This window comes from Saccharospirillum sp. HFRX-2 (assembly GCF_043196805.1).
Classification (GTDB): domain Bacteria; phylum Pseudomonadota; class Gammaproteobacteria; order Pseudomonadales; family Natronospirillaceae; genus Saccharospirillum.
The window spans coordinates 17,037-38,061 of sequence record NZ_JBEBMU010000014.1; the positions used below are offsets into that span (position 1 = coordinate 17,037).

Consider the following 21,025-nt stretch of genomic DNA (forward strand, 5'->3'; position numbering starts at 1 on the left):
GACGCTATTGAAACGTCCGTTATAGCGCCCGCTGTTAATCTGGGCGGCACTCGAGGTATTGAATGAGTCAATCCAAGTCCATCGCCGCTCGCCTCATCACCGATGACGGCCGGCTCAATACCTTGCACGAACGGGCGCCTTGCCGTGTTTAATCGTCACACTCTGGCGACCGGGCTGGCGCTAAGCTGGCTGGTGCTGATCACCCTGGCATTCTGGTGGTTTCAGTTTCGTTTGATTCAGGATTTCGACGCCGACCAACGCATTCTGCAAAGCTATCCCGATCTGGATCAATACGTGACCGAACTGACCGCCCTGCTGCCCACACCCGCACTGCGAGAACCGCTGACGGTAACCATAGTGCGCACTGACGACTGCCGATGTAATCGTTTTTCGGTTGATCACTTGGAGGATCTGACTCAACGCTACGGCCAGCACGCCCGGTTTCGTTATCAACAACTGACCGACCTGCCCGCCGGCCTGCGGTCACTGGTCCCCGCCACACCCTTCGCGGCCATTCAGAACAGCCAGGGTGAACTGCTCTACGCCGGGCCGATCAATACCGGCCTGGAATGCACTTCCGGTTCGAGTTTATTGGAAAACTATTTAAGCGAGCCTGACAGCGCCCCCCTGCAGGTGCCGCTACTGGCGCGTGGCTGCTATTGCTCGGCGTGAAGCTCAGTCAGTAAAAACACGATTTTCCTGTTCCTGAACGCGAATAAAGGTGGTGCGCTTGGTCAGCTCACGCAGCTCGGACGCACCGACATAGGTACAGGTCGAACGCACGCCACCCAGAATATCCTGCAAGGTCGCCGCCAGCGGACCACGGTATGGCACCTTGACCGTCTTGCCTTCACTGGCCCGATAGTTAGCAACACCGCCTTGATATTTGCCCATGGCGGTGTCCGAGCTCATGCCATAAAACTGCCGATACTGACGGCCATCGATTTCGATCGGCTCACCACCGCTTTCATCGTGACCGGCCAACATGCCACCGAGCATGACAAAGTCAGCCCCGGCGCCAAAGGCTTTGGAGACATCACCCGGACAGGTACAGCCACCGTCGGATATAACATGTCCATTCAAACCGTGAGCGGCATCGGCGCACTCAATCACTGCGCTGATCTGCGGATAGCCAACCCCGGTTTTAATGCGGGTGGTACAGACCGAACCCGGCCCGATGCCGACCTTGATCACATCGGCGCCAGCCAGTAACAACTCTTCAGTCATTTCGCCGGTCACCACATTGCCCGCCACTATGGTGTGCGAGGGGAAAGCCTGGCGCACCTTGGCGACAAATTGCACAAAGTGTTCGGAATAGCCATTAGCCACGTCGACGCAGATAAAAGCCAGCCGACTGTCGAGCGCCAGGATGTCACCGAGCTGTTTGAAATCCTGATCGGAGGTGCCTGAACTGACCATCAGACCGGTGCAATCCGCGTCGCTGGCCTGAGTCAGAAACTGACGCCAATCGTCGAGTGAGTAATGCTTGTGCACCGCAGTAAGCAGTTGCGATTGGGCCAGCGCCGTTGCAGTGGCAAAGGTGCCGACGGTGTCCATATTGGCAGCGATAATGGGCACGCCGGACCACCGTCGCCGGCTGTTGCGAAACTGATAGTGGCGTTCCAGCGATACCTGAGAACGGCTACTGAGAGTGGATCGTTTGGGACGAATCATCACGTCCTTAAAGCCCAGCTTGACCTCGTCTTCAACACGCATCATCAAACTCCTGTGGCATTCATCCGAGCGGATGTTTGCAGCATATCAGTGCCTGGATGCGTCACCAATGCTGCCCGTCGACACTCGCTTGGGTGTAAACTGCGCCACCATTCACTGGGCCAGCCGAGGTCCAGTCCGCGAACGTTTCAGGAGTTGCTCATGCACACCACCCGCTTACCGCTACCGGCGCCAGCGCCGGGCCATCAGCGCTTTTTAACCGTGCACGAATTTGGCCAGGGCGAACACAAAGCCTATCTGCAGGCGGGCTTGCATGCCGATGAATGGCCGGGTCTGCTGACCATCCAGATATTGCTTGAGGAGCTGCAAAAGCTGGATGCGGCAGGTCTTATTGAGCAACGCATCGTGATCGTGCCTTACGCCAATCCGGTGGGTCTTAACCAACGTCTGTTCGGCAAATTCCCCGGCCGTTTTGATGCCACAACCGGGCAGAATTTCAATCGCGGTATGGCCATCGACAGCGATGAGCTGATTGACCGGCTCAGTGATCAACTGGGTGATAACGCCGCCGAAAATGATCAAAAAGTACGCGCCGAACTGCGTCGACTGGTGGCAGAAAAGACTGCCCATTATGAAATCGATGCGCTGCACAAAGCGCTGCTCAGTCAGTCGCTTGATGCCACTGTGGTTCTTGATCTGCACTGTGATGATGCCGCCCTGCCGCATCTGTTTTACGGCAATCACCAGAACGACATCGGCAGTCAGTTGGCCGACTGTCTGGGCTTTCCGGTGCGGTTGGAAGAAGACGTGCGCGGCACCGTGGCTTTCGATGGCAGTCATACCCAGCCCTGGGTGCGGCTCGCCAGCGCTTTCAACGCCCCTTTGGATCGACCCTGTTTTGCGGCCACCCTCGAACTGCGTGGTCGACAGGATGTGAATGAAACCTTCGCCCGACGTGACGCTCAGGGCATCCTGGCGTTTCTGGAAAAACAGGGTTTTGTGCGCAACAGCGGTGCCCAGGCACAGGCGAGCGAACTGGGTTTGCCGCCAACCCGCATCAATGTCGATCAGGTCAAAGTCGTATCGTCGAACAGCAACGGTCTGGTGGTGTATCGACGCGAGCTGGGTGAGCAAATCCGCCAGGGCGATCACCTGGCTGACGTCGTTCTGCTCGATGGTGAAGGGGCGCAACGTGAGGCGGTTTATGCGCCGGCCGATGGTCTGTTATTCGGCCGTACGCAAAGTTACATTGCCTATCCGGGTTCGCAGTTGGCGATGATCGCGACGCAGCAACGCCAGATCAGGCCTGGAACCCAGTTGACTAACTGATCGTCAGTCTTCTTCCTGGTGATAAATTTCCTTTAGCGCCTGTTGCACGTAGGGATGCACCATCTTGGTGACATCTCCACGCAACAGCGAAATTTCCCGCACAAAGGTTGAGGAAATAAAGGAGAACTGTTCAGACGGGGTTAAAAACAGACTTTCGATATCCGGCGCCAGGGCACGATACATATTGGCCAGCTGGAATTCATATTCGAAATCGCTGACCACCCGCAGACCGCGCAAAATGGTGAAGGCATTTTGCTCGCGGGCAAAATCGACCAGCAGATTGCGAAAGCCTTCGACCTGGACATTGCCAAAGTCTTTGGTGACTTCGCGCGCCATTTCCACGCGCTGATCCAAGCTGAACAAAGGCTTCTTCTTGGGACTGGCGGCAACCGCCACTATCACCTTATCGAACTGGCGCAAGGCACGTTCGACCAGGTCCATATGGCCCAGGGTAATGGGGTCAAAGGTGCCTGGGTAAACGACGGTTCGGCTCATTCAAGACTCCGGAGTTTAAACGCCGGCGAATGGTAACCCAGCCGCCATAGGCGCACAAATGCGCGCACTCAGCGCAGCATCAGCCATTGGATCAGGCGATGAATCCAGCGGCCATAAGGCGGATACACCAGCTTCAACGTCGACAAGCGCCCTTTTACCATAACTGACTTCAGCTGCGACAGGCGCTCAAAACCAGCCCGGTCATGATAATTGCCCATGCCGCTGGCACCGACGCCACCAAAGGGAAGGTTTTCCTGGGCGGCCTGGATCAAAGCGTCATTAAACACCAGGGATCCGCTGTGGGTTTGTTGTCGGAACAAAGGCTGCAAGGAGCGCGCATAACCAAATACATAGAGCGCCAGCGGCCTGGGGCGCTGATTGATAAAGTGCACCGCCGCTGCGGCATCTGAGCATGGCAACACGGGCAGCAAGGGGCCAAAAATTTCGTCTTGCATAAGCGCACTTTGGGCATCGACACCGGTCAGTATGACCGGTGGCAGTTTCGCGGCAACATCATCCAGATCGGGCGCGGCACTCGGCCAATGCAACTGGCCACCAGACTGTTCAGCCTGTTTTAGATAGGCCGTCAAACGCTGATGCTGACGCTCATTGATAATGGCTGAATAGTCGCTGCTGAGCCGAGGGTCAGCGCCATACTGACGGCGAACTTCAGCCAGATAGGCCTCGGTAAAAGCCGCAATCCGATCGGGCGGACACAACACATAATCCGGCGCCACACAGGTCTGGCCGGCGTTGGAGCACTTGGCGAAAACCAGACGCTGCGCCGCTTCTTGCACCGGAATACTCGGATCGATCCAGGCCGGGCTTTTGCCACCCAATTCCAGTGTCACCGGGGTCAGGTTGGTCGCCGCTGCGGCCATAATATGACGACCGACCGCAGTCGAGCCGGTGAACACCAGGTGATCAAACGGCAGGGCTGCGAAGGCCTGGGCGACGTCGATTTCACCATTGATCACCACCACCTCTTCCGGCGTGAAATAGTCGGCTACCAGCCGCGCCATCAGCTCACCAAAATGCGGCGTCAGTTCCGACAGCTTAATCATGCAGCGATTGCCCGCCGCCAAAGCAGAGATCAAAGGCCCGCAGGCCAACAACAGCCCGTAATTCCAAGGCACCATGATGCCGACCACGCCCAAAGGCTGTGACCAGACGCCGCCGCTTGCCGGCTGATATAACCAATGAATCAGCCGTCGCTGCGGCTTCATCCAGCGGCGCAAGGAGCGCAGGGTATGATTGATGTTGGTAATAACGGGCAGCACTTCGATAAAGCGCGTCTCATAAAACGCCCGACCCCCGAAATCGGCATTCAAGGCGTCTGCAATAGCCGTTTCATTGTCCAGGATTAGGCGTTTGAGTTGGCGCAACCGAGCTTTGCGCTCGGCCAGACTGCTGTAGGGTTGCTGTATAAAAGCCTGCTGTTGGGCTGCAAAAAGAGCATTGAGATCAGACATCGTACTGACTCTCGGAGACAGAGATGCCGACGCTAACAACTAACTGACCATCGGTCAATTACGCTGTGTAACGGTACAGGCGTTGCACGACCTCACCGCTGGTTTTCTCTTTGCTCAACTGCAGTTGCGCGGGGACCTGAGGGCTCCAACTGACCGGAGCTTCCACATAAACCCAGGCGTTATCGCGTAACAACGGCCGTGCTAACAGAGCTTCCAATGTGGATTGCCACAGCTGAGCCGCAAAAGGCGGGTCGACAAAGACGCCATCAAAAGGGCCATCTTCAGTACGAGCCAGCCAATCCAGAGCGTCCGTTGCCAGAACGTCGGCATCGGACTGCAGTTGCGCAACGGCGGCTTTCAAGGCAGCAACCGCCTGCGGATGCCGCTCGATCAACCAGACCTGCTGCGCGCCCCTCGAAGAGGCTTCCAGCCCTAAGGCACCCGTACCGGCATAGAGGTCCGCGACCCGACTGCCAGCCAACTCAAACTGCAACCAGTTAAACAGCGTTTCGCGCTGTCGGTCTCCGGTCGGTCGCAAGCCATCGAGGTTGGCGATAGACAATCGCCGCCCGCGATGCTGACCACCAATCAAACGAACCAGACCAGCACCACGGCCGGGATTGGGGCGATTTCTGCGTGCCATCTAACGGGATTCCATAGTCTGTTGACGTTGTTGATTGACTGCCGCCAGATCCACCTGCGCCAGCCGTTCCGGTTGGCGCAATAAGAAATCCAGCGGCAGTTGATAGACGGCAGTGGTCACCAGGTAACGATGAATCTGATCAGCCCGACGCTCGCGTTGCGCCGCTGCATTGCGATAGGCCGACAGCACCGGCGCCAGTTCTTCTTCGCTGACGGGAGCAAACAACGATGGCGCCAAGGTCTGGTTAAACAACACCTGGCTGCGGGCAGCGCGATGATCCCAGCGAACCTCTGGCTGATAACCACCCAGACGCTGCTCCAGCACATCGACCCAGATCAGAAACGCCAGCTGCTCATCACTGCCCATCGGCGGCGCGGTCAGTCGCGATACCGCCGCCGCCGGCTGGATCTCAGTTTGGCGAGCCTCACCCTGCAATTGACCATTTAGCGGTGCCAGTGCCGCCAGCCATTCATCGTTTAACGAACCGGACACGACGATGCGCCGATTATCGCTGTCCGGCAGCCAATCGACCAGAAAATCGACACTGGTTTCCAGCAACTGCAGCCTGGCCGGATTAACCACTGTGACCACAAATTGCCCACCCTGACGAGTGAGACTGAGCCCGGTAGAATCACCGCTTGCCAATGTCTGCGCCGGCGCCTGAGGCTGAATGATACTGAGCCAGATTTGCTCAGCCTGCGGTAAATCCACCTGCCAGCGATTAGCGTTCTGTTGAAAATCGATGTCATCCAGTGACCAGCGCTGCTCAACGCTCTGTACTGAATCCGAATCGGGCTCACCGCCCAACTGATTTAAAATGAAGATCAGCGGAATGGTGACGTAAATAATGATCCACAGCGTTCGACGACTGAAATGAAACATGCTCGACCCAGAATGATTGATAATAGCCGCGCACGGCTTGGCGGCGATGCAAAACGTTCTGTGACCCGGCAAACGTTTTGTGGCGACAAATGTACCGAAGCGCCGCTTCAGATGCCACGCTAGACAGATCGCTTTGGCTGACCGAGCGCTTTTGCTAGCATAGGTCGGCTTGGGGCCGCCATCGGCCTGTCATCTATTAGAAGGTTTGATCCTACATGTTCGGCTTTGGCAAAAAGCGCTCTAACACACCGACCGACACTCCCGATAACGATGCCTCCTGGTTTGGCCGGGTCCGTCAGGGCCTGGGCCGTACCCGGGGCAACCTGACTTCAGGTCTCGCCGCCGCCTTAGGAGGCAAGAAGCAGATTGACGATGATTTGCTGGAAGAACTGGAAACCCTGCTGTTGACCGCGGACGTCGGTATAGAAGCAACCAGTGCCATCCTGGAATCGCTCACCAACACTCTCGGACGTCGTGAACTCAAAGACAGCGATGCGCTGGTCTCGGCTTTGCGTGACACCCTGGTCAGCGAACTAAAAACCGTCGAAGCCCCGTTGCAGATTGACCGCAGCAAGACGCCTTATGTAATTCTGGTGGTCGGGGTCAATGGCGTTGGCAAGACTACGACCATCGGCAAACTGAGCAAACGACTGGAAAAAGAAGGTTACTCAGTGCTGCTCGCTGCCGGCGATACTTTCCGGGCTGCCGCCGTTGAACAACTCCAGACCTGGGGTGAACGCAACAACATTCCGGTGATCGCCCAGCACACCGGCGCCGACAGCGCCTCGGTGATTTTCGATGCCGTTCAAGCCGCCCAGGCGCGCGATATCGATGTGGTCATCGCCGATACCGCCGGCCGTCTGCACAACAAAGACAACCTGATGCAGGAACTGAGCAAGGTGGTGCGGGTGATGAAAAAACTCGATGACACCGCGCCCCACGAAGTTCTGCTGGTGTTGGATGCGGGAACCGGTCAGAACGCCATCAGCCAGGCACAAAGCTTTACCGATGCGGTTAATCTAACCGGCCTGGCGCTGACCAAGCTGGACGGCACGGCACGCGGCGGTGTGATCTTCGCACTGGCGCGCAAACTGGGTATTCCCGTGCGTTTTATTGGTGTGGGCGAACAGGTCGATGATCTGCGACCGTTCGAAGCCGACACCTTTGTCGACGCGCTGCTGGATCAGGACAGCGAATGATTCACTTCGATCAGGTCAGCAAACGCTATGATGGCGGCCACGAAGCCATCGCCAGCGTCAATTTGCATATCGAACGCGGCGAAATGGTCTTTTTAACCGGTCACAGTGGCGCCGGCAAAAGCACCTTGCTGAAACTGATCATGCGCATCGAAAAACCCTCGTCTGGCCAACTCAGGGTCAACGGCCATTTGCTCAATCGTTTAGGCAAAAGCCGGGTGCCGTTCTTCCGCCGCGATCTGGGCATCGTCCACCAGGACCATCAACTGCTGATGGACCAGACGGTTTTCGACAACGTGGCGCTGCCGTTAGTGATTGCCGGTGAACATCCGCGCGATGTCACTCGCCGGGTGCGGGCGGCGCTCGATAAAGTCGGTCTGCTCGAACGCGAAAACTACCGCCCCATTCAACTGTCCGGCGGGGAGCAACAACGCGTCGGCATCGCCCGGGCGGTGGTTCGCAAACCGGCACTGCTGCTAGCCGACGAGCCGACCGGTAATCTCGATCCTGCCTTGTCGCGCGACATCATGGCGCTGTTTTCGGAATTCAATCGCGTTGGCACCACCGTGCTGATCGCCAGTCACGACCTGGGCTTGATCGCACGGCTGAATTATCGAGTGGTCTCCTTACAGGAAGGTCGTCTGCTGACCACGCCGTTCAGCGGAGGCCGTTCATGACCGCACAACGTCAACAAGCCAAGAACCGCCGCCGTGACGAACCGGCTCAGGGCGCAACCACGGCCTGGATTCGTCATCATCGCGACTGCGCTGTATCCGCTTTGATGCGCTTGGTCCGCAACCCGGTTTCCAGCGCGTTAACCTGGCTGGTGATCGCCATCTCACTGACGCTGCCAACGTTATTTTATCTGGCCCTGGCTTCGCTCGAACACCAGACCGAACGCTGGCAGGCCGGTGGTCAGATCACTCTTTACCTGACCGACAGTACCAGTCTGGATGAGGGTCGCACGCTCACCGAAGAACTCGGACAGCGCCCGGAAGTTATCAGCACGCGTTACGTCGGCGCCGACGAAGCCTGGCAGAGTTTCAGTCAGTCACTGACGCTGGATGACGATCGCTTGCAGTTGCAGAGTAACCCGCTGCCCGCCAGCATCGTCGTGGTCCCTGATGGTCAAAGTGCCGCCGATCTGGAAGCGTTGCAGTTGCTGATTGAAAGCTTGCCTCAGGTTGAGGATGTTCAGCTCGATCTGGCCTGGATCGACCGGCTGAATCGTTTTCTGGAGTTAATTGCCACCGGGGTTACCGGCCTGGCCATTCTGCTGGGTGTCGCCGTTTTACTGGTCGTCGGCAATACCATTCGCCTGGCCATCGAATCGCGCAAAGAAGAAATTCGCATCGTCAAACTGCTGGGCGCTACCGAAGCCTTTATCAAGCGTCCTTTTCTTTATTTGGGACTCTGGTATGGCCTGCTCGGTGGCATCGCCGCCTGGATTCTGGTCAGCGCTATTGCCTGGTGGCTACACGCCCCTCTCAGCGCCTTCCTGGATACCTATGGACTGGACGCACACGTCACCTGGCTGGACTTTGGCGAGACTCTCATCCTCTTGCTCAGCGCTACCCTGGTAAGCCTGGCGGGGACCCATATCGCCTTGTGGCGCCACTTGCGCGAAGCCGAACCGCGTTAGATTGATCCACAACGGTCTGTGCTGCGTAGGTGACTTTGTTCACTGGCAGGACGATGCAATTTCGCTATCGTTACCATCCAAACTGAACCCTGGTTTTTCAGGTCCTTTACTGGCGATACTAGGGTCGTACCGCGGTTTTCTGATAGTATTAGTGACACATAAACCGCATCCACCGTTACAAACGCGTGATGGGGAGGAGACAACGTGAAACTGAACAGCAGTGTTCCGGCTCTAGCTCTGGATTCTTTGGCTCCGGGCCAAAATTTGGAGTCTTACATCCAATCAGTCAACGCCTTCGATCTGCTGACCGCAGAAGAAGAGAAAGAGTTGGCCGAGCGGCTCTATTATCAGGAAGACATCGATGCAGCCCGTCGGTTGGTCCTGTCACACCTGCGTTTCGTGGTTCATATCGCTAAAAGCTATTCCGGTTATGGCCTGAATCAGGGTGACCTGATCCAAGAAGGCAACGTTGGTTTGATGAAAGCAGTGCGTCGCTTCAACCCGGAAGTTGGTGTTCGTCTGGTGTCCTTTGCGGTGCATTGGATCAAGGCAGAAATCCACGAATTTATTCTGCGTAACTGGCGTATCGTCAAGGTTGCGACCACCAAGGCTCAACGCAAACTGTTCTTCAACCTGCGCTCCTCCAAGAAGCGTCTGGGCTGGCTGAATGAGCGCGAAGCTCAAGCCATTGCTGACGATCTGGGCGTCAATCTGAAGACTGTTTATGAGATGGAAGGTCGACTGACGGCTCACGACGCCACCTTCGATGCTCCGACTGACGACGATGACGAAGGCCCGGCGCTGTCCCCAGTTCATTATCTGGTGGCCCAGGGTGCTGATCCGGCCGCAGTCGTCGAACAGGAAGACTACGAAACCGACGCCAATGAGCAGCTATTTGCCGCTCTGGCTGACCTGGATGATCGCTCTAAAGACATCATCCAACGTCGCTGGCTGAACGAAAACAAGGCCACCCTGCACGAATTGGCCGATGTTTACGGCGTCTCTGCAGAGCGTATTCGTCAGCTCGAAAAGAACGCCATGAAGAAAGTTAAAAAGGTTATGAGCATCGACTTCTAACCTTCCGGTTTCTTCAGGCAATTATTAAAGCCGCTGTGTTATCAGCGGCTTTTTTACGTTTAAACGAACAGCGAAATCACCATGAATGCAAATTCCCGGCTAATCCTGATCACAGCTGCAACGCTGGCAGGCCTTGGCGTTGCCTTGGGTGCTTTTGGAAGCCATGCACTGGAAAATCTGGTTGATGGCCAACGTCTGGAGACCTGGCAAACGGCCGTGCGTTATCAACTCTTCCATGCCTTGGCATTGCTGTCTGTTGGCGCCATTCAATTGCACGCTACCGAACAAAAACTGATCGGCCCCGCCTACTGCCTGGCACTGGGCAGCGTTATATTCAGCGGCAGTCTTTATGCTCTGGTGCTGCTCGATTTGCCAATACTCGGCGTCTTAACGCCCATCGGTGGTTTAAGCCAACTGGCCGGCTGGTTATGGTTTGTATTAATTCTGTGGCGCTGGCGCCCGACTCGATAATCAAAGGATTCATCATGACCGAGGAAAGAGCGCCCATTCAGCGCAAAATTCGTAGTTTTGTCATGCGTACCGGGCGCATGACTGAAGGCCAGAAGTTAGCCTTAGATTCTGGCTGGGGCGACTATGGTTTGGAACACAAGATGGGTCTGCTTGATCTTAGCCAGGTGTTTGGCAATACCGCACCGGTCATCTTTGAGATTGGTTTTGGTAACGGCGACTCATTGGCCGAAATGGCACGCGTTCGGCCGCAGGCTAATTTTATTGGCGTCGAAGTACACACCCCGGGCGTCGGTCGACTGCTGCATCATATCCAGCAAGATAACCTGACCAATATCCGCGTTTTTCGCGAAGACGCGGTGGAGATACTGCACGACAATATTCCGGACCACAGCCTGGATTGCGTACAGCTGTTCTTTCCCGATCCGTGGCATAAAAAGCGTCATCACAAACGGCGTATCGTCCAGCCGGAATTCGCGCAATTATTGCGCCGCAAGCTCGTCCAAGGCGGTACCTTCCACATGGCGACCGACTGGCAAAACTACGCGGAACACATGCTGGAAGTCATGGATGCGGCTGAAGGATTTGAAAACACCGCAGGCACCGGAAACTATCAGGCGGGTCGCCCTGAACATCGACCTGTGACCAAATTCGAACAGCGCGGCCAGCGCCTGGGTCATGGCGTATGGGACTTAATTTACCGAACTTGCTAGGTGAGAATCAGGGCCAGCATTCGCTGGCCCTGCACTACTCAATTATTGATCCAATCTTCGATCAATTGATCATAAGGAACCGTGGTTCCCTGCGGCATTTCATTAGCCAGTTTGGCTTTCGGCGAACCGGGTTGAGATAACCAGTATTCCGGATCCCGCTCTTCATTCAACTTCGGCGCGTATTGATCAAAGACATTCGCCCGCGCCAAACGCGCCATGATGTCATCCATCTCTTCCGCCAAGTTGTCCAAGGCTTCCTGAGCACTGATATCACCATTTACCGCCGGCGCCAGGTTCTGCCACCACAGCGGCGCCATACGCGGGTAGTCAGGCACGTTAGTGGATGAAGGTGTCCACCAGTTTTCGTTCTCACTGCGATAGAACTCAACCAGCCCACCGAGGCGCGGCGCCATGGCACCAAATTGTTCCGACTCGATATCGGAACGACGAATCGGCGTCAGACCAGTCAACAGCTTTTGCAAGGAAACGGATTTAGCCGTGGTGAATTGTGCAAACAACCAGGCCGCAGTACGGCGATCCTCTGGCGTCGATTCAAAGAACGTCCAGGAACCCACATCCTGATAACCCACCTTCATACCTTCTTCCCAATAAGGTCCGGTCGGTGATGGCGCCATACGCCACAGTGGACCCTCGTCGCTGTTGACCGGTAAATCCGGATCAATCATGTCGGCCGTGAAGGTCGTATACCAGAACATCTGCTGAGCAATATTACCCTGAGCAGGAACCGGACCCGCTTCACCAAAGGTCATCCCCTGGGCTTCAGGCGGCGCATAATCACGTAGCCATTCGACCATCTTGGTCACGGCGAAGATCGACGCTGGCGAGTTGGTTGCCCCACCTCGTGAAACACTGGCGCCAACCGGATTGCTGTCCTCATCGACACGAATACCCCAGTCATCCACCGGATTACCAAAAGGCACGCCCGGGCTGCCCATGCCGGCCATCGACAACCAGGAATCATGGAAGCGCCAACCTAAGGAAGGATCGCGACGGCCATAATCCATGTGGCCATAAACCTTGCGGCCATCAATTTCGCCAACATGCTCGGTAAAGAACTCCGCAATATCTTCGTACGCCGTCCAGTTGGTGGGAACGCCCAAGTCATAACCATAGATGTCATGGAATTGCTGTTGGAAGTCAGCACGCTGGAACCAGTCGTAGCGGAACCAATAAAGGTTAGCGAACTGCTGCGTCGGTAACTGGTAGATGCTACCGTCTGGGCCAGTGGTGTATTGGATACCAATAAAGTCATCCAGATCGAGCGTTGGCAGGGTGTAATCCGCCCACTCGTTTTCCATGGCTCGGGAAATGTTAGTGGTCACACCGTAACGAATATGGGTACCAATGGCGTCGGAGTCATTGACGAAGCCATCGTAAATATTACGACCCGACTGCATTTGCGTCTGCATGGTATCGACAACATCACCTTCACCGATGATGTTATGCGTGACTTCAATACCGGTAATTTCCGCAAAGGCCTTGGCCAAAACATTGGCTTCATACTCATGCGTCGTTAGACCTTCAGCGACGGTGTTAATCTGCATGCCACGAAAGGGTTCTGCGGCCTCGGCAAACCATTCCAGCTCCGTAATCTGTTGCTCACGGGTCAAGGTCGATTGTTGAAACTCTTCGTCAACCCAGCGCTCAATAACCGCACGCCGGTCTTCTGCCTGAATACTGCCTGATGCCATTAAAGCACTGAGTGCAAGCGTAGATAGGTAGGGGATCTTATTGTTATTCATAGCCACCTCATTGCTATCGAGAACAGTCATCCTTGACGTTTATCTCGTCCATGATTGTTAATTTGACTTAACCCCAGCGCATTAGAATCGCCATCCATACAGCCGAAGCCGCTAAGGCAAACCAAATTGAGATGTCGGTAAAACCGACCACAGCCAAGTGCAAATAAGCCGCACACAACAGGCCAATAAACAGCCGATCGCCACGGGTTGTGACAATGGGCAGAAAACCTTTTCGTTCAATTGTCGGAACCCACAACTGCCATAGGGTCATCCCAAACAACATCACCGCTATCGCCGTAAAAAAGACGGCTGTTGGTAAGGTCCAAACCATCCACTGAAGCATGTCACCTCTCCTTTCAGGTTCGACCCAGAGCAAAGCCCTTGGCGATATAGTTGCGCACGAAATAGACCACCATGACACCAGGTAGGATGGTCAAAGTGCCGGCCGCAGCCAGTAACGACCAATCAATGCCTGAGGCACCTCGGGTCCGTGTCATGATGGCGCCAATCGGTTGAGCATCAGTCGCGGTCAGCGTTCTGGCCAGCAATAGCTCGACCCAGGAAAACATAAACAAAAAGAACAGCGTGACGCCGATACCCGAGCGGATCATGGGAATAAAGACACGGATAAAAAAACGCGGAAAACTGTAACCATCAATGTAGGCCGTCTCATCCACTTCCTTGGGCACGCCACTCATAAAGCCTTCGAGAATCCAGACCGCCAGCGGGATATTAAAAAGACAGTGCGCTAAAGCGACGGCTATATGAGTGTCAAACAAACCCACTGAGTAATAGAGCTGGAAGTACGGCAACAAAAACACCGCAGGTGGCGCCATCAGATTGGTCAGCAGCCAAAAGAACAGATGTTTATCACCAATAAATTTATACCGACTAAAGGCATAAGCAGCTGGCAAGGCGACCAGGATGCTGATCACCATATTAGTAACAACGTACATCAGCGAATTAACATAACCCATGTACCAACTGGGATCTGTTAATATTTCAATATAACTGGCAAAGGTCAGATTCTTCGGAAATAACGAAAAGCCCGAGAGAATTTCGGTATTGGTCTTAAACGACATGCTCACCAGCCAATAAATAGGCAGCAGCAGAAAAATCAGAAATAGCCCGAGCAGAAATCGTTGTCGCCAGCGCTGAAAAACAGGGTTGTTAACGGATCTGCGTTTAGCAAACGCGACTTTAGGCGCCGTCGATTGATGATTTGAAGTCGTCATAAGCTTACCTCGACTGCGACGTGTTCTTGTCACGCCCCATATTTAAGATGGCCACATAGAAGCAATAGCAGACCGCTAAAATGATCAGGAAATAAATAATGGAGAAAGCGGCAGACGGACCCAGGTCCTGTTGCCCAATGGCCATGGTCGTTAACGTCTGGCTAAGAAAGGTCGTCGAGCTTCCGGGTCCACCACCGGTTAAAACGAAGGGTTCGGCATAAATCATGAAGGAGTGCATAAATCGCAGCAGCACCCCAATGACCAATACATTGGTCAGCTTGGGCAGCTGGATATAGCGGAAAATGGCCCAGCGTGATGCGCGATCAATTCGCGCTGCCTGATAATAAGCTTGAGGAATCGCCTGCAATCCGCTGTAGCACAACAGCGCGATCAATGGCGTCCAATGCCAAACATCCATCAAGACAATGGTCGCCCAGGCGTCGCCATCATTACGCGTAATGTTATAGGCATACCCCAATTCCCGAAGACCAACGCCGGCCAGACCGATATCCGTCCGGGTAAAGATCAACCAGATGGTTCCCACTACATTCCAGGGCACCAATAAAGGCAGCGTTACCAGAATCAAAACTAAGGATGCGCGCCAACCGTTCTTGGGCATCATCAAAGCGACGCCGATCCCCAGTGGCACTTCAATCGCAAGAATTGTGAATGAGAAAATAAATTGCCGGATAAGCGCTTGCTGTAGCTGACTGTCGTTAAGAATGTCTTTAAACCATTCCGTGCCTACGAAATAGGCGCTGCTGCCCAAAATGTCCTGAACCGAATAGTTCACAACGGTCATCAGCGGAATAATGGCCGAGAACGCCACCAGTAGCAGCATGGGCAGAACCAAAAACCAGGCTTTATTGTTCTCCACTTTATTCATCTTCACCTCCCACCCGGTATTCATCCACGTAGATATTCAACCATTGCTCAGGAAAGCTGACGTAGGCCTTTTGTGAAGGAACCGCTTGATCCTCGTTCAAGCGGGCCTTGACGATCTGATCTCCTAAAAAGAACGACAGAATTCGATAGGTACCCAGGTCTTCAACATCCTGTACGTCAACTTCAAAAGCCTCGTCATTTGGGTCATCCCAGACATGGATAAACTCTGGCCGTATGCCCGCTTTGATATTGGACGAACCAGAAGCGATGGCAGTCTGAAGGCGGCGCGGATCAGCAGGAATCTTCAACCCGGAGAAATGAACACTCTGGGCATCGACCGACACATCCAGAAAGTTCATTCCCGGACTGCCAATAAAAAAACCAACGAAGGTGTGCGCGGGGCGCTCGAACAGTTCTCGTGGCGTGCCAAACTGGACAATCTGACCGTCGTACATAACGGCAATTTTTTCAGCAAAGGTCGAGGCTTCGAGCTGATCATGCGTCACGTAAATCATGGTGATGTTGAATCGCTCATGGATTTGCTTGAGCTTACGCCGCAGCTTCCATTTTAACTGAGGGTCGATAACGGTTAATGGCTCATCGAATAAAATGGCTGACACATCATCACGTACCAATCCTCGCCCCATCGACACTTTTTGTTTTTCATCGGCACTGAGGTTCTTGGCTTTGCGATGCAGCACCGAGGTTAATTCCAGAATGTCGGCAACTTCATGAACCTTGGCGGGAATCAGATGCTTGGCCATACCGATGTTTTTCAATGGAAAGGCCAGGTTGTCATAGACCGTCATGGTGTCGTACACCACCGGAAACTGAAAAACCTGAGCAATGTTGCGTTCTTCCGGCGACAGTTCGTTTACGCGTTCGGTATCGAATAACACCTCGCCTTGCGAAGGACTCAGCAAGCCCGAGATGATGTTCAGCATCGTTGATTTGCCGCAGCCTGAAGGCCCCAACAAAGCGTAAGCACCGCCCTGATGCCAAACATGATCCATTTGCCGAATGGCATAATCCGAGTCGGAGTTAGCGTTGGCATCGTAGGTATGTGCCAGACTTCTTAAAATAATTTCCGCCATATCACCGACCTCCTAAACGTGTCGGCACATGCACAACAGCGCCGGTCGAGTCGAAGACATAAATTTTGTGGGTCGGAAAGTAGACCTTCACTTCCTGATCAACGGCATACTCGTGCACACCCGACAGGTGCAAAATCAGCTCAAATTGTTCACTGCGTACGTGCAGAAAGGTTTCTGAACCGCTGATCTCGGCGAGATCGACACGCACCGTCAGTTCGAGATCATCGTCGGCATGGGGCACCAAACCAATGTGGGATGCCCGCACGCCAAATTGGTAATTGCCTGGCTTGAGCCCGCTTAAATCCTGATTCAGCTTGAAGTGCACCGATTCATCAAAAGTCACCTCCGATTCCGTTACTCGGCCAGCGACAATATTGATCGGCGGCTCGGAGAACATCTGGGCGGTCAGGATGTCTTTGGGGCGGTGATAAACATCGGGTGTTTTACCGTACTGCAGCAATTCACCTTCATGCAGAACGGCGGTGTGACCACCGAGAGCCAATGCTTCATTCGGTTCGGTCGTGGCATAAACAGCGATGCAGTGCTTGGCTTTAAACAATTCGCGCAATTCCTCACGGAACTCTTCGCGCAGTTTGTAATCGAGATTCACCAGGGGTTCGTCAAAGAGTATCAAGTCGGCATCTTTAACCAGAGCTCGTGCCATGGCCGTACGCTGCTGTTGTCCACCAGAAAGCTCCAATGGAAAACGCTCCAGATGAGATTCGATATGCAGCATTTGCGCAGTTTCACGCACGCGTTGGTCAATAACGTTTTTCGGCAATCGGGCCAGACGTAATGGTGAGGCTATATTTTCGTACACCGTCTGGTCGGGGTAGTTTATGAACTGCTGGTAGACCATCGACAGGTTGCGCTTGCGAACGGGCATACCGGTCACATCGACACCGTTCATTATGACGGAGCCTGACGTCGGACGTTCCAGGCCGGCCATCAGCCGCATCAAGCTGGTTTTACCCGCCAGAGTGCGCCCAAGCAGCACATTAAAGGAACCCGGCTCCAGCGTCAGACTGATGTCTTTGATCCATTCCTGACCGCCAACGGCTTTGCTGACGCGCTCAAGGGTTAAGGACATTGCTGTTTCTCTATTGTTGTTATTTTTGGTGCCTGCTGTTCATTGACGTGCCAGCAGGTCGCCTTTTCAGTGTTCTCCAGCTGTTGTTACAACTTCGGTGCCAACAATACGAAACAAAACGAACAAATTTTTATTGTTATATTTTTCAAATACTTAGCACAGAACCAAAGCAAAACAGCGCAAACGGCACTTTTTGAAGCTGTTCATTTATGTTCATATTCAGACAGTGGTGTTCAACAGTTGTTCAGACTTATGAACAGTAGCGGTTGAACCGACTTCAGGTATGCTGGAAGCGCCTGATAAGGCTGGAAGAAGTACAACAATAACGAAACTTCTACCTGAGAATGGCAATGACAGAGATGGATGAGGCCCTGCTCCAGGGCTTGCAATCGAGCCAGTCAGATACGGCTGACTTACCCCACCATAAAGTCATCGAGAACTCCTGGTCCCGGTGCGAATCTTATGGTCTATCACACAGCAGCCAGCCGCAGTTTGGCGAGGTTCGCCAAGGTCATGTGGCGGCTTTACTCGATGAACATCACAACCTGGTACACACCACTGAAAACGAGGTTCTGCCCCACTACCAGAACATTCTGTCCAACTCGGCCTGCCTGATTGTTCTGGCCGACAACCAAGGACAAGTGCTGAATACCTGGGGATCGAACCGGTTCCATGACAGTGACCGTCACGGCTTGCTTCCGGGTTATCAATGGCGCGAAGTGGGCACCGGAACCAATGCCATCGGCACCGCCTTAGCAACGGGTCAGGCCGTCCAGGTCAGCCGGGACGAACATTTTCTGCGCGCGAATCGTTATATGGTCGGTTCAGCCTCGCCGATTTACGACACTCATAAAAAGATGATCGGTGTGCTCGATATTTCATCCGATGCTTACCTGCCTCAGGATCACACCCTTGGCATGGTAAAACTGATGTCGCTGAGTGTTGAGAATCAGTTGATCTATGCCGCGTTCCAGCGGGAACACTTTATTGTCACCTTCAGCGCCAACATCAGTGGGCTGGATTCTCATTGGTCCGGCATGCTGGTGTTAGATGACAGTGGCAAGGTTATCTCCGCCAATCGGCGCGCCTGGGCAATGCTGGCACAAGACCTGGCGCTGCTGAACATCGAACAAATATTTGACTGCCGTTTTCTCGAACTATGTCATCAACCCGCCAATACGCCCCTGTCATTAAAGGCATTCGGTCAATATCACACCTGGGTAAGAGTACAGCCACCGTTAGCGCCACCGCTAAAAATACCGGATTATCGACAAGCTCAAGCCGAGCAAACACCAACAGAACCTAAAGCGGCCAGTACCCCTAAACCTCACCGACTGCCAGCCGATGTCGTTCCGTTTAATGAATTAGAACATGGTGATCCGGTTGTTAGGCAGGTCTTACTTCAACTCAGCAAGGTCATCGAAAAAGACATTCCGGTGCTGATCCACGGCGAGACCGGGGCGGGAAAAGAAATACTGGTTCGGTCGCTGCATTACCATGGCAGTCGCCGCAACAAGAACTTGGTCGCAGTAAACTGCGCCTCCATTCCTGCTGATCTGATTGAATCCGAACTCTTTGGCTATCACAAAGGCGCTTTTACCGGTGCCAGCCAGGAAGGCGCTGTCGGTTTAATCCGGCGTGCAGATGGCGGCACGCTGTTTCTCGATGAGATCGGAGAGATGCCAATTACCATGCAAGCAAGGTTATTACGGGTTTTGCAAGAAAGAGTCGTGACACCACTAGGGTCAACCGAAACCTATCCGATCGATATTCGCCTGGTATCAGCCACTAATCGCGACCTGAAGCAAGCCGTGCAGCAAGGCACCTTTCGCCAGGACCTGTATTACCGATTAGCTGGACTGAATGTCACCATACCACCTCTTCGACAACGCACGGATAAAGCGGAACTCATCAACTACGCAACGCAAAGACTGCAACCAGGAAACCCAAATCAAACACGCTTGTCACCCGCCGTGCTGGATCTCTTTTTACAACATCCTTGGCCCGGCAACATGCGTCAGTTAAGCAACGTTTTGAAAGTCGCCAGCGCGATGAGCGACGACGGCATTATTAAAGCGGAACATCTGCCTAAAGATTTTTACGACGATTTAAATACACCACCAGAATATAGACAGCCTCAAGCACCGGATAGCAATCCGGCAGATGCTATTCAGACATCGCAGGCAGAAAAGATACGGACCTATTATCAACAGACCGGAGGCAATATCAGTCGAACAGCTCGCCTGGCTGGAGTCAGTCGTAATACTGTTTATAAATATCTACGCTGAAGCAGCCATGATGCATTGCTGAATACAAATCACCAAAGGCGCAACAACACGGCCATCAGTTCAGGTGAGCAGTCCTGGGAACCTGTGAGAATAAAAGGGCATTATTAATAACGCCCATGCTGCTGTAAAAGTCAGCGTCTTCTAGGCCAGAAAAATAGTCGCCAATCAATCGATCACCCTGAAATACCTTCAAGGCCACGCCGCGTCCCATACCCCCAGATTCGACAACATAGTAGTAATAGTCGCCGTTGTTAAAATAAAACATCTGCTCATATACACGGCCAATGCTTTGCTCAAAGTATGCAAAGGGGTGCTCTGCAGTAGCCGTACGTTCCAGCCCTACATCACCAATCGCGCCATAACGATAGGTCAGGCTTTCATCCGTCATGCACAGCGACAAAATCTTATCCGTCGGCTGAAGTTCATAACTAAAACCAGACTCGGGGTTTCTATTAACCTTCTGCATTTTTGCTGACAGATAAACAGTTTCTCCCGCCAGGCAATGATGCGCGAGCGCTATTGTTTCAATAACACCTTGATCATGCTCACCACCAACAGCCTCAGTTTTAACCGGCTCTGGGTGCACTTTAGTGTCGGCATCTGAAGCGGGATTGCAGGCAGCCAAAAGCATGACCGCCAGACTCTTAAGACTAGCATTCCATAAACTATTCATAACCTTACCCAGCAAGATATATCCAGTAACTCTAACAACTTCAATACGTCGAAGAGAGTTAAAAATACAGCGGGATTAGCAGAGCAAGAATGTCGTTAACGGTTTCCGGGCAATAAAAAATCGATGTGTCGAACCACCCAAACCATCTCTGACCTGGGGTTCGCAATAAAAGCTTGACGATGATCTGGGCGGCACTCCGTCGGCCGGCGCCCCGGTTGGTCCGACACATCGGCTCGTAGAGTCCCGGGACTCGTAGAGGAGGTCATCGTGGTGCTTGTGTTCTCCAAGCAATAAAAAACCCCAGGCCATTTCTGACCTGGGGTTCGCAATAAAAGCTTGACGATGACCTACTCTCACATGGGGAAGCCCCACACTACCATCGGCGAGGCTGCGTTTCACGACTGAG

General features: G+C 53.8%; 21 protein-coding genes. 9 read left to right on the plus strand and 12 right to left on the minus strand.

Annotated elements, in window-relative coordinates:
* The first annotated feature begins 144 nt into the window (after positions 1-144).
* Complete coding sequence (locus ABMA60_RS18005; RefSeq protein WP_392806160.1) at positions 145-672, plus strand: DUF6436 domain-containing protein; 528 nt, start codon at positions 145-147, stop codon at positions 670-672.
* 3 nt (positions 673-675) lie between these two features.
* Here ABMA60_RS18005 and ABMA60_RS18010 read toward each other — a convergent pair whose 3' ends face one another.
* Positions 676-1,716 (minus strand): GMP reductase, encoded by a 1,041-nt coding sequence (locus tag ABMA60_RS18010; RefSeq protein ID WP_392806163.1) that lies wholly within the window; start codon positions 1,714-1,716, stop codon positions 676-678.
* 159 nt (positions 1,717-1,875) lie between these two features.
* On the opposite strand from ABMA60_RS18010, the gene ABMA60_RS18015 reads away from it, so the two are divergent.
* Positions 1,876-3,003 carry a succinylglutamate desuccinylase/aspartoacylase family protein gene (locus tag ABMA60_RS18015; protein WP_392806166.1) on the plus strand — a complete coding sequence of 376 codons (1,128 nt, stop codon included), beginning with the start codon at positions 1,876-1,878 and terminating at the stop codon, positions 3,001-3,003.
* 3 nt (positions 3,004-3,006) lie between these two features.
* Here ABMA60_RS18015 and coaD read toward each other — a convergent pair whose 3' ends face one another.
* The 4 genes from coaD to ABMA60_RS18035 form a co-directional block, all read right to left on the minus strand.
* A complete protein-coding gene (gene coaD / locus ABMA60_RS18020; protein ID WP_392806169.1) occupies positions 3,007-3,498 on the minus strand; it encodes a pantetheine-phosphate adenylyltransferase in 492 nt (163 codons plus the stop codon).
* A 68-nt stretch (positions 3,499-3,566) separates the two neighbouring features.
* Positions 3,567-4,970 carry a coniferyl aldehyde dehydrogenase gene (locus ABMA60_RS18025; RefSeq protein ID WP_392806172.1) on the minus strand — a complete coding sequence of 468 codons (1,404 nt, stop codon included), beginning with the start codon at positions 4,968-4,970 and terminating at the stop codon, positions 3,567-3,569.
* Positions 4,971-5,028: 58 nt separating this feature from the next.
* Positions 5,029-5,613 carry a 16S rRNA (guanine(966)-N(2))-methyltransferase RsmD gene (rsmD, locus tag ABMA60_RS18030; RefSeq protein WP_392806176.1) on the minus strand — a complete coding sequence of 195 codons (585 nt, stop codon included), beginning with the start codon at positions 5,611-5,613 and terminating at the stop codon, positions 5,029-5,031.
* Positions 5,614-6,495: a hypothetical protein gene (locus tag ABMA60_RS18035; RefSeq protein WP_392806179.1), complete on the minus strand. Its 882-nt coding sequence runs from the start codon at positions 6,493-6,495 to the stop codon at positions 5,614-5,616. It abuts the gene before it with no gap.
* A 215-nt stretch (positions 6,496-6,710) separates the two neighbouring features.
* On the opposite strand from ABMA60_RS18035, the gene ftsY reads away from it, so the two are divergent.
* The 6 genes from ftsY to trmB all read left to right on the plus strand — a co-directional run bounded on the left by ftsY (position 6,711) and on the right by trmB (position 11,591).
* Positions 6,711-7,694, plus strand: a complete 984-nt coding sequence (gene ftsY / locus ABMA60_RS18040) for a signal recognition particle-docking protein FtsY (protein ID WP_392806182.1) — start codon at positions 6,711-6,713, stop codon at positions 7,692-7,694.
* Positions 7,691-8,368 carry a cell division ATP-binding protein FtsE gene (gene ftsE, locus ABMA60_RS18045; RefSeq protein WP_392806185.1) on the plus strand — a complete coding sequence of 226 codons (678 nt, stop codon included), beginning with the start codon at positions 7,691-7,693 and terminating at the stop codon, positions 8,366-8,368. The genes ftsY and ftsE overlap by 4 nt, the downstream gene beginning before the upstream one ends.
* The gene (ftsX, locus tag ABMA60_RS18050) at positions 8,365-9,333 is read left to right on the plus strand and encodes a permease-like cell division protein FtsX (RefSeq protein ID WP_392806188.1); all 969 of its coding nucleotides are present in this window, start codon (positions 8,365-8,367) and stop codon (positions 9,331-9,333) included. The genes ftsE and ftsX overlap by 4 nt, the downstream gene beginning before the upstream one ends.
* A gap of 204 nt (positions 9,334-9,537) precedes the next feature.
* Complete coding sequence (gene rpoH / locus ABMA60_RS18055) at positions 9,538-10,410, plus strand: RNA polymerase sigma factor RpoH (protein ID WP_392806191.1); 873 nt, start codon at positions 9,538-9,540, stop codon at positions 10,408-10,410.
* 81 nt (positions 10,411-10,491) lie between these two features.
* Positions 10,492-10,881: a DUF423 domain-containing protein gene (locus ABMA60_RS18060; RefSeq protein WP_392806194.1), complete on the plus strand. Its 390-nt coding sequence runs from the start codon at positions 10,492-10,494 to the stop codon at positions 10,879-10,881.
* 14 nt (positions 10,882-10,895) lie between these two features.
* On the plus strand, positions 10,896-11,591 hold the full coding sequence (trmB, locus tag ABMA60_RS18065; RefSeq protein ID WP_392806198.1) for a tRNA (guanosine(46)-N7)-methyltransferase TrmB: 696 nt from the start codon (positions 10,896-10,898) through the stop codon (positions 11,589-11,591).
* Positions 11,592-11,629: 38 nt separating this feature from the next.
* Here the strand turns inward: trmB and ABMA60_RS18070 are convergent, their stop codons facing one another.
* From ABMA60_RS18070 to ABMA60_RS18095, 6 genes are all read right to left on the minus strand, one after another.
* A complete protein-coding gene (locus ABMA60_RS18070) occupies positions 11,630-13,354 on the minus strand; it encodes an ABC transporter substrate-binding protein (RefSeq protein WP_392806201.1) in 1,725 nt (574 codons plus the stop codon).
* Between the two features lie 67 nt (positions 13,355-13,421).
* The gene (locus ABMA60_RS18075) at positions 13,422-13,697 is read right to left on the minus strand and encodes a DUF2160 domain-containing protein (RefSeq protein WP_392806204.1); all 276 of its coding nucleotides are present in this window, start codon (positions 13,695-13,697) and stop codon (positions 13,422-13,424) included.
* Positions 13,698-13,710: 13 nt separating this feature from the next.
* The gene (locus ABMA60_RS18080) at positions 13,711-14,589 is read right to left on the minus strand and encodes a carbohydrate ABC transporter permease (RefSeq protein WP_392806207.1); all 879 of its coding nucleotides are present in this window, start codon (positions 14,587-14,589) and stop codon (positions 13,711-13,713) included.
* Positions 14,590-14,593: 4 nt separating this feature from the next.
* Positions 14,594-15,475, minus strand: a complete 882-nt coding sequence (locus ABMA60_RS18085; RefSeq protein WP_392806210.1) for a carbohydrate ABC transporter permease — start codon at positions 15,473-15,475, stop codon at positions 14,594-14,596.
* Entirely contained in the window at positions 15,468-16,568 is a 1,101-nt protein-coding gene (locus ABMA60_RS18090) for an ABC transporter ATP-binding protein (RefSeq protein WP_392806213.1), read from the minus strand. The genes ABMA60_RS18085 and ABMA60_RS18090 overlap by 8 nt, the downstream gene beginning before the upstream one ends.
* Position 16,569: 1 nt before the next feature.
* A complete protein-coding gene (locus tag ABMA60_RS18095) occupies positions 16,570-17,658 on the minus strand; it encodes an ABC transporter ATP-binding protein (RefSeq protein WP_392806216.1) in 1,089 nt (362 codons plus the stop codon).
* Positions 17,659-18,008: 350 nt separating this feature from the next.
* Here ABMA60_RS18095 and ABMA60_RS18100 point away from each other — a divergent pair, with 350 nt between their 5' ends.
* Positions 18,009-19,946 (plus strand): sigma-54-dependent Fis family transcriptional regulator, encoded by a 1,938-nt coding sequence (locus tag ABMA60_RS18100; protein ID WP_392806219.1) that lies wholly within the window; start codon positions 18,009-18,011, stop codon positions 19,944-19,946.
* Between the two features lie 55 nt (positions 19,947-20,001).
* On the opposite strand, the gene ABMA60_RS18105 is transcribed toward ABMA60_RS18100, so the two are convergent.
* Positions 20,002-20,619: a hypothetical protein gene (locus ABMA60_RS18105; RefSeq protein ID WP_392806222.1), complete on the minus strand. Its 618-nt coding sequence runs from the start codon at positions 20,617-20,619 to the stop codon at positions 20,002-20,004.
* Positions 20,620-21,025: the final 406 nt, after the last annotated feature.

Bases quoted from the DNA above. Each gene is read 5' to 3' on its own strand.
- ftsY (WP_392806182.1), top strand. From the start codon at position 6,711: ATGTTCGGCTTTGGCAAAAAGCGCTCTAACACACCGACCGACACTCCC.
- ABMA60_RS18090 (WP_392806213.1), bottom strand. From the start codon at position 16,568: ATGGCGGAAATTATTTTAAGAAGTCTGGCACATACCTACGATGCCAAC.
- ABMA60_RS18095 (WP_392806216.1), bottom strand. From the start codon at position 17,658: ATGTCCTTAACCCTTGAGCGCGTCAGCAAAGCCGTTGGCGGTCAGGAA.
- ABMA60_RS18105 (WP_392806222.1), bottom strand. From the start codon at position 20,619: ATGAATAGTTTATGGAATGCTAGTCTTAAGAGTCTGGCGGTCATGCTT.
- rsmD (WP_392806176.1), bottom strand. From the start codon at position 5,613: ATGGCACGCAGAAATCGCCCCAATCCCGGCCGTGGTGCTGGTCTGGTT.
- ABMA60_RS18075 (WP_392806204.1), bottom strand. From the start codon at position 13,697: ATGCTTCAGTGGATGGTTTGGACCTTACCAACAGCCGTCTTTTTTACG.
- ABMA60_RS18070 (WP_392806201.1), bottom strand. From the start codon at position 13,354: ATGAATAACAATAAGATCCCCTACCTATCTACGCTTGCACTCAGTGCT.
- ABMA60_RS18060 (WP_392806194.1), top strand. From the start codon at position 10,492: ATGAATGCAAATTCCCGGCTAATCCTGATCACAGCTGCAACGCTGGCA.
- trmB (WP_392806198.1), top strand. From the start codon at position 10,896: ATGACCGAGGAAAGAGCGCCCATTCAGCGCAAAATTCGTAGTTTTGTC.
- ABMA60_RS18100 (WP_392806219.1), top strand. From the start codon at position 18,009: ATGACAGAGATGGATGAGGCCCTGCTCCAGGGCTTGCAATCGAGCCAG.
- ABMA60_RS18080 (WP_392806207.1), bottom strand. From the start codon at position 14,589: ATGACGACTTCAAATCATCAATCGACGGCGCCTAAAGTCGCGTTTGCT.
- ABMA60_RS18035 (WP_392806179.1), bottom strand. From the start codon at position 6,495: ATGTTTCATTTCAGTCGTCGAACGCTGTGGATCATTATTTACGTCACC.
- ftsE (WP_392806185.1), top strand. From the start codon at position 7,691: ATGATTCACTTCGATCAGGTCAGCAAACGCTATGATGGCGGCCACGAA.
- coaD (WP_392806169.1), bottom strand. From the start codon at position 3,498: ATGAGCCGAACCGTCGTTTACCCAGGCACCTTTGACCCCATTACCCTG.
- ftsX (WP_392806188.1), top strand. From the start codon at position 8,365: ATGACCGCACAACGTCAACAAGCCAAGAACCGCCGCCGTGACGAACCG.
- ABMA60_RS18010 (WP_392806163.1), bottom strand. From the start codon at position 1,716: ATGCGTGTTGAAGACGAGGTCAAGCTGGGCTTTAAGGACGTGATGATT.
- ABMA60_RS18025 (WP_392806172.1), bottom strand. From the start codon at position 4,970: ATGTCTGATCTCAATGCTCTTTTTGCAGCCCAACAGCAGGCTTTTATA.
- ABMA60_RS18015 (WP_392806166.1), top strand. From the start codon at position 1,876: ATGCACACCACCCGCTTACCGCTACCGGCGCCAGCGCCGGGCCATCAG.
- ABMA60_RS18085 (WP_392806210.1), bottom strand. From the start codon at position 15,475: ATGAATAAAGTGGAGAACAATAAAGCCTGGTTTTTGGTTCTGCCCATG.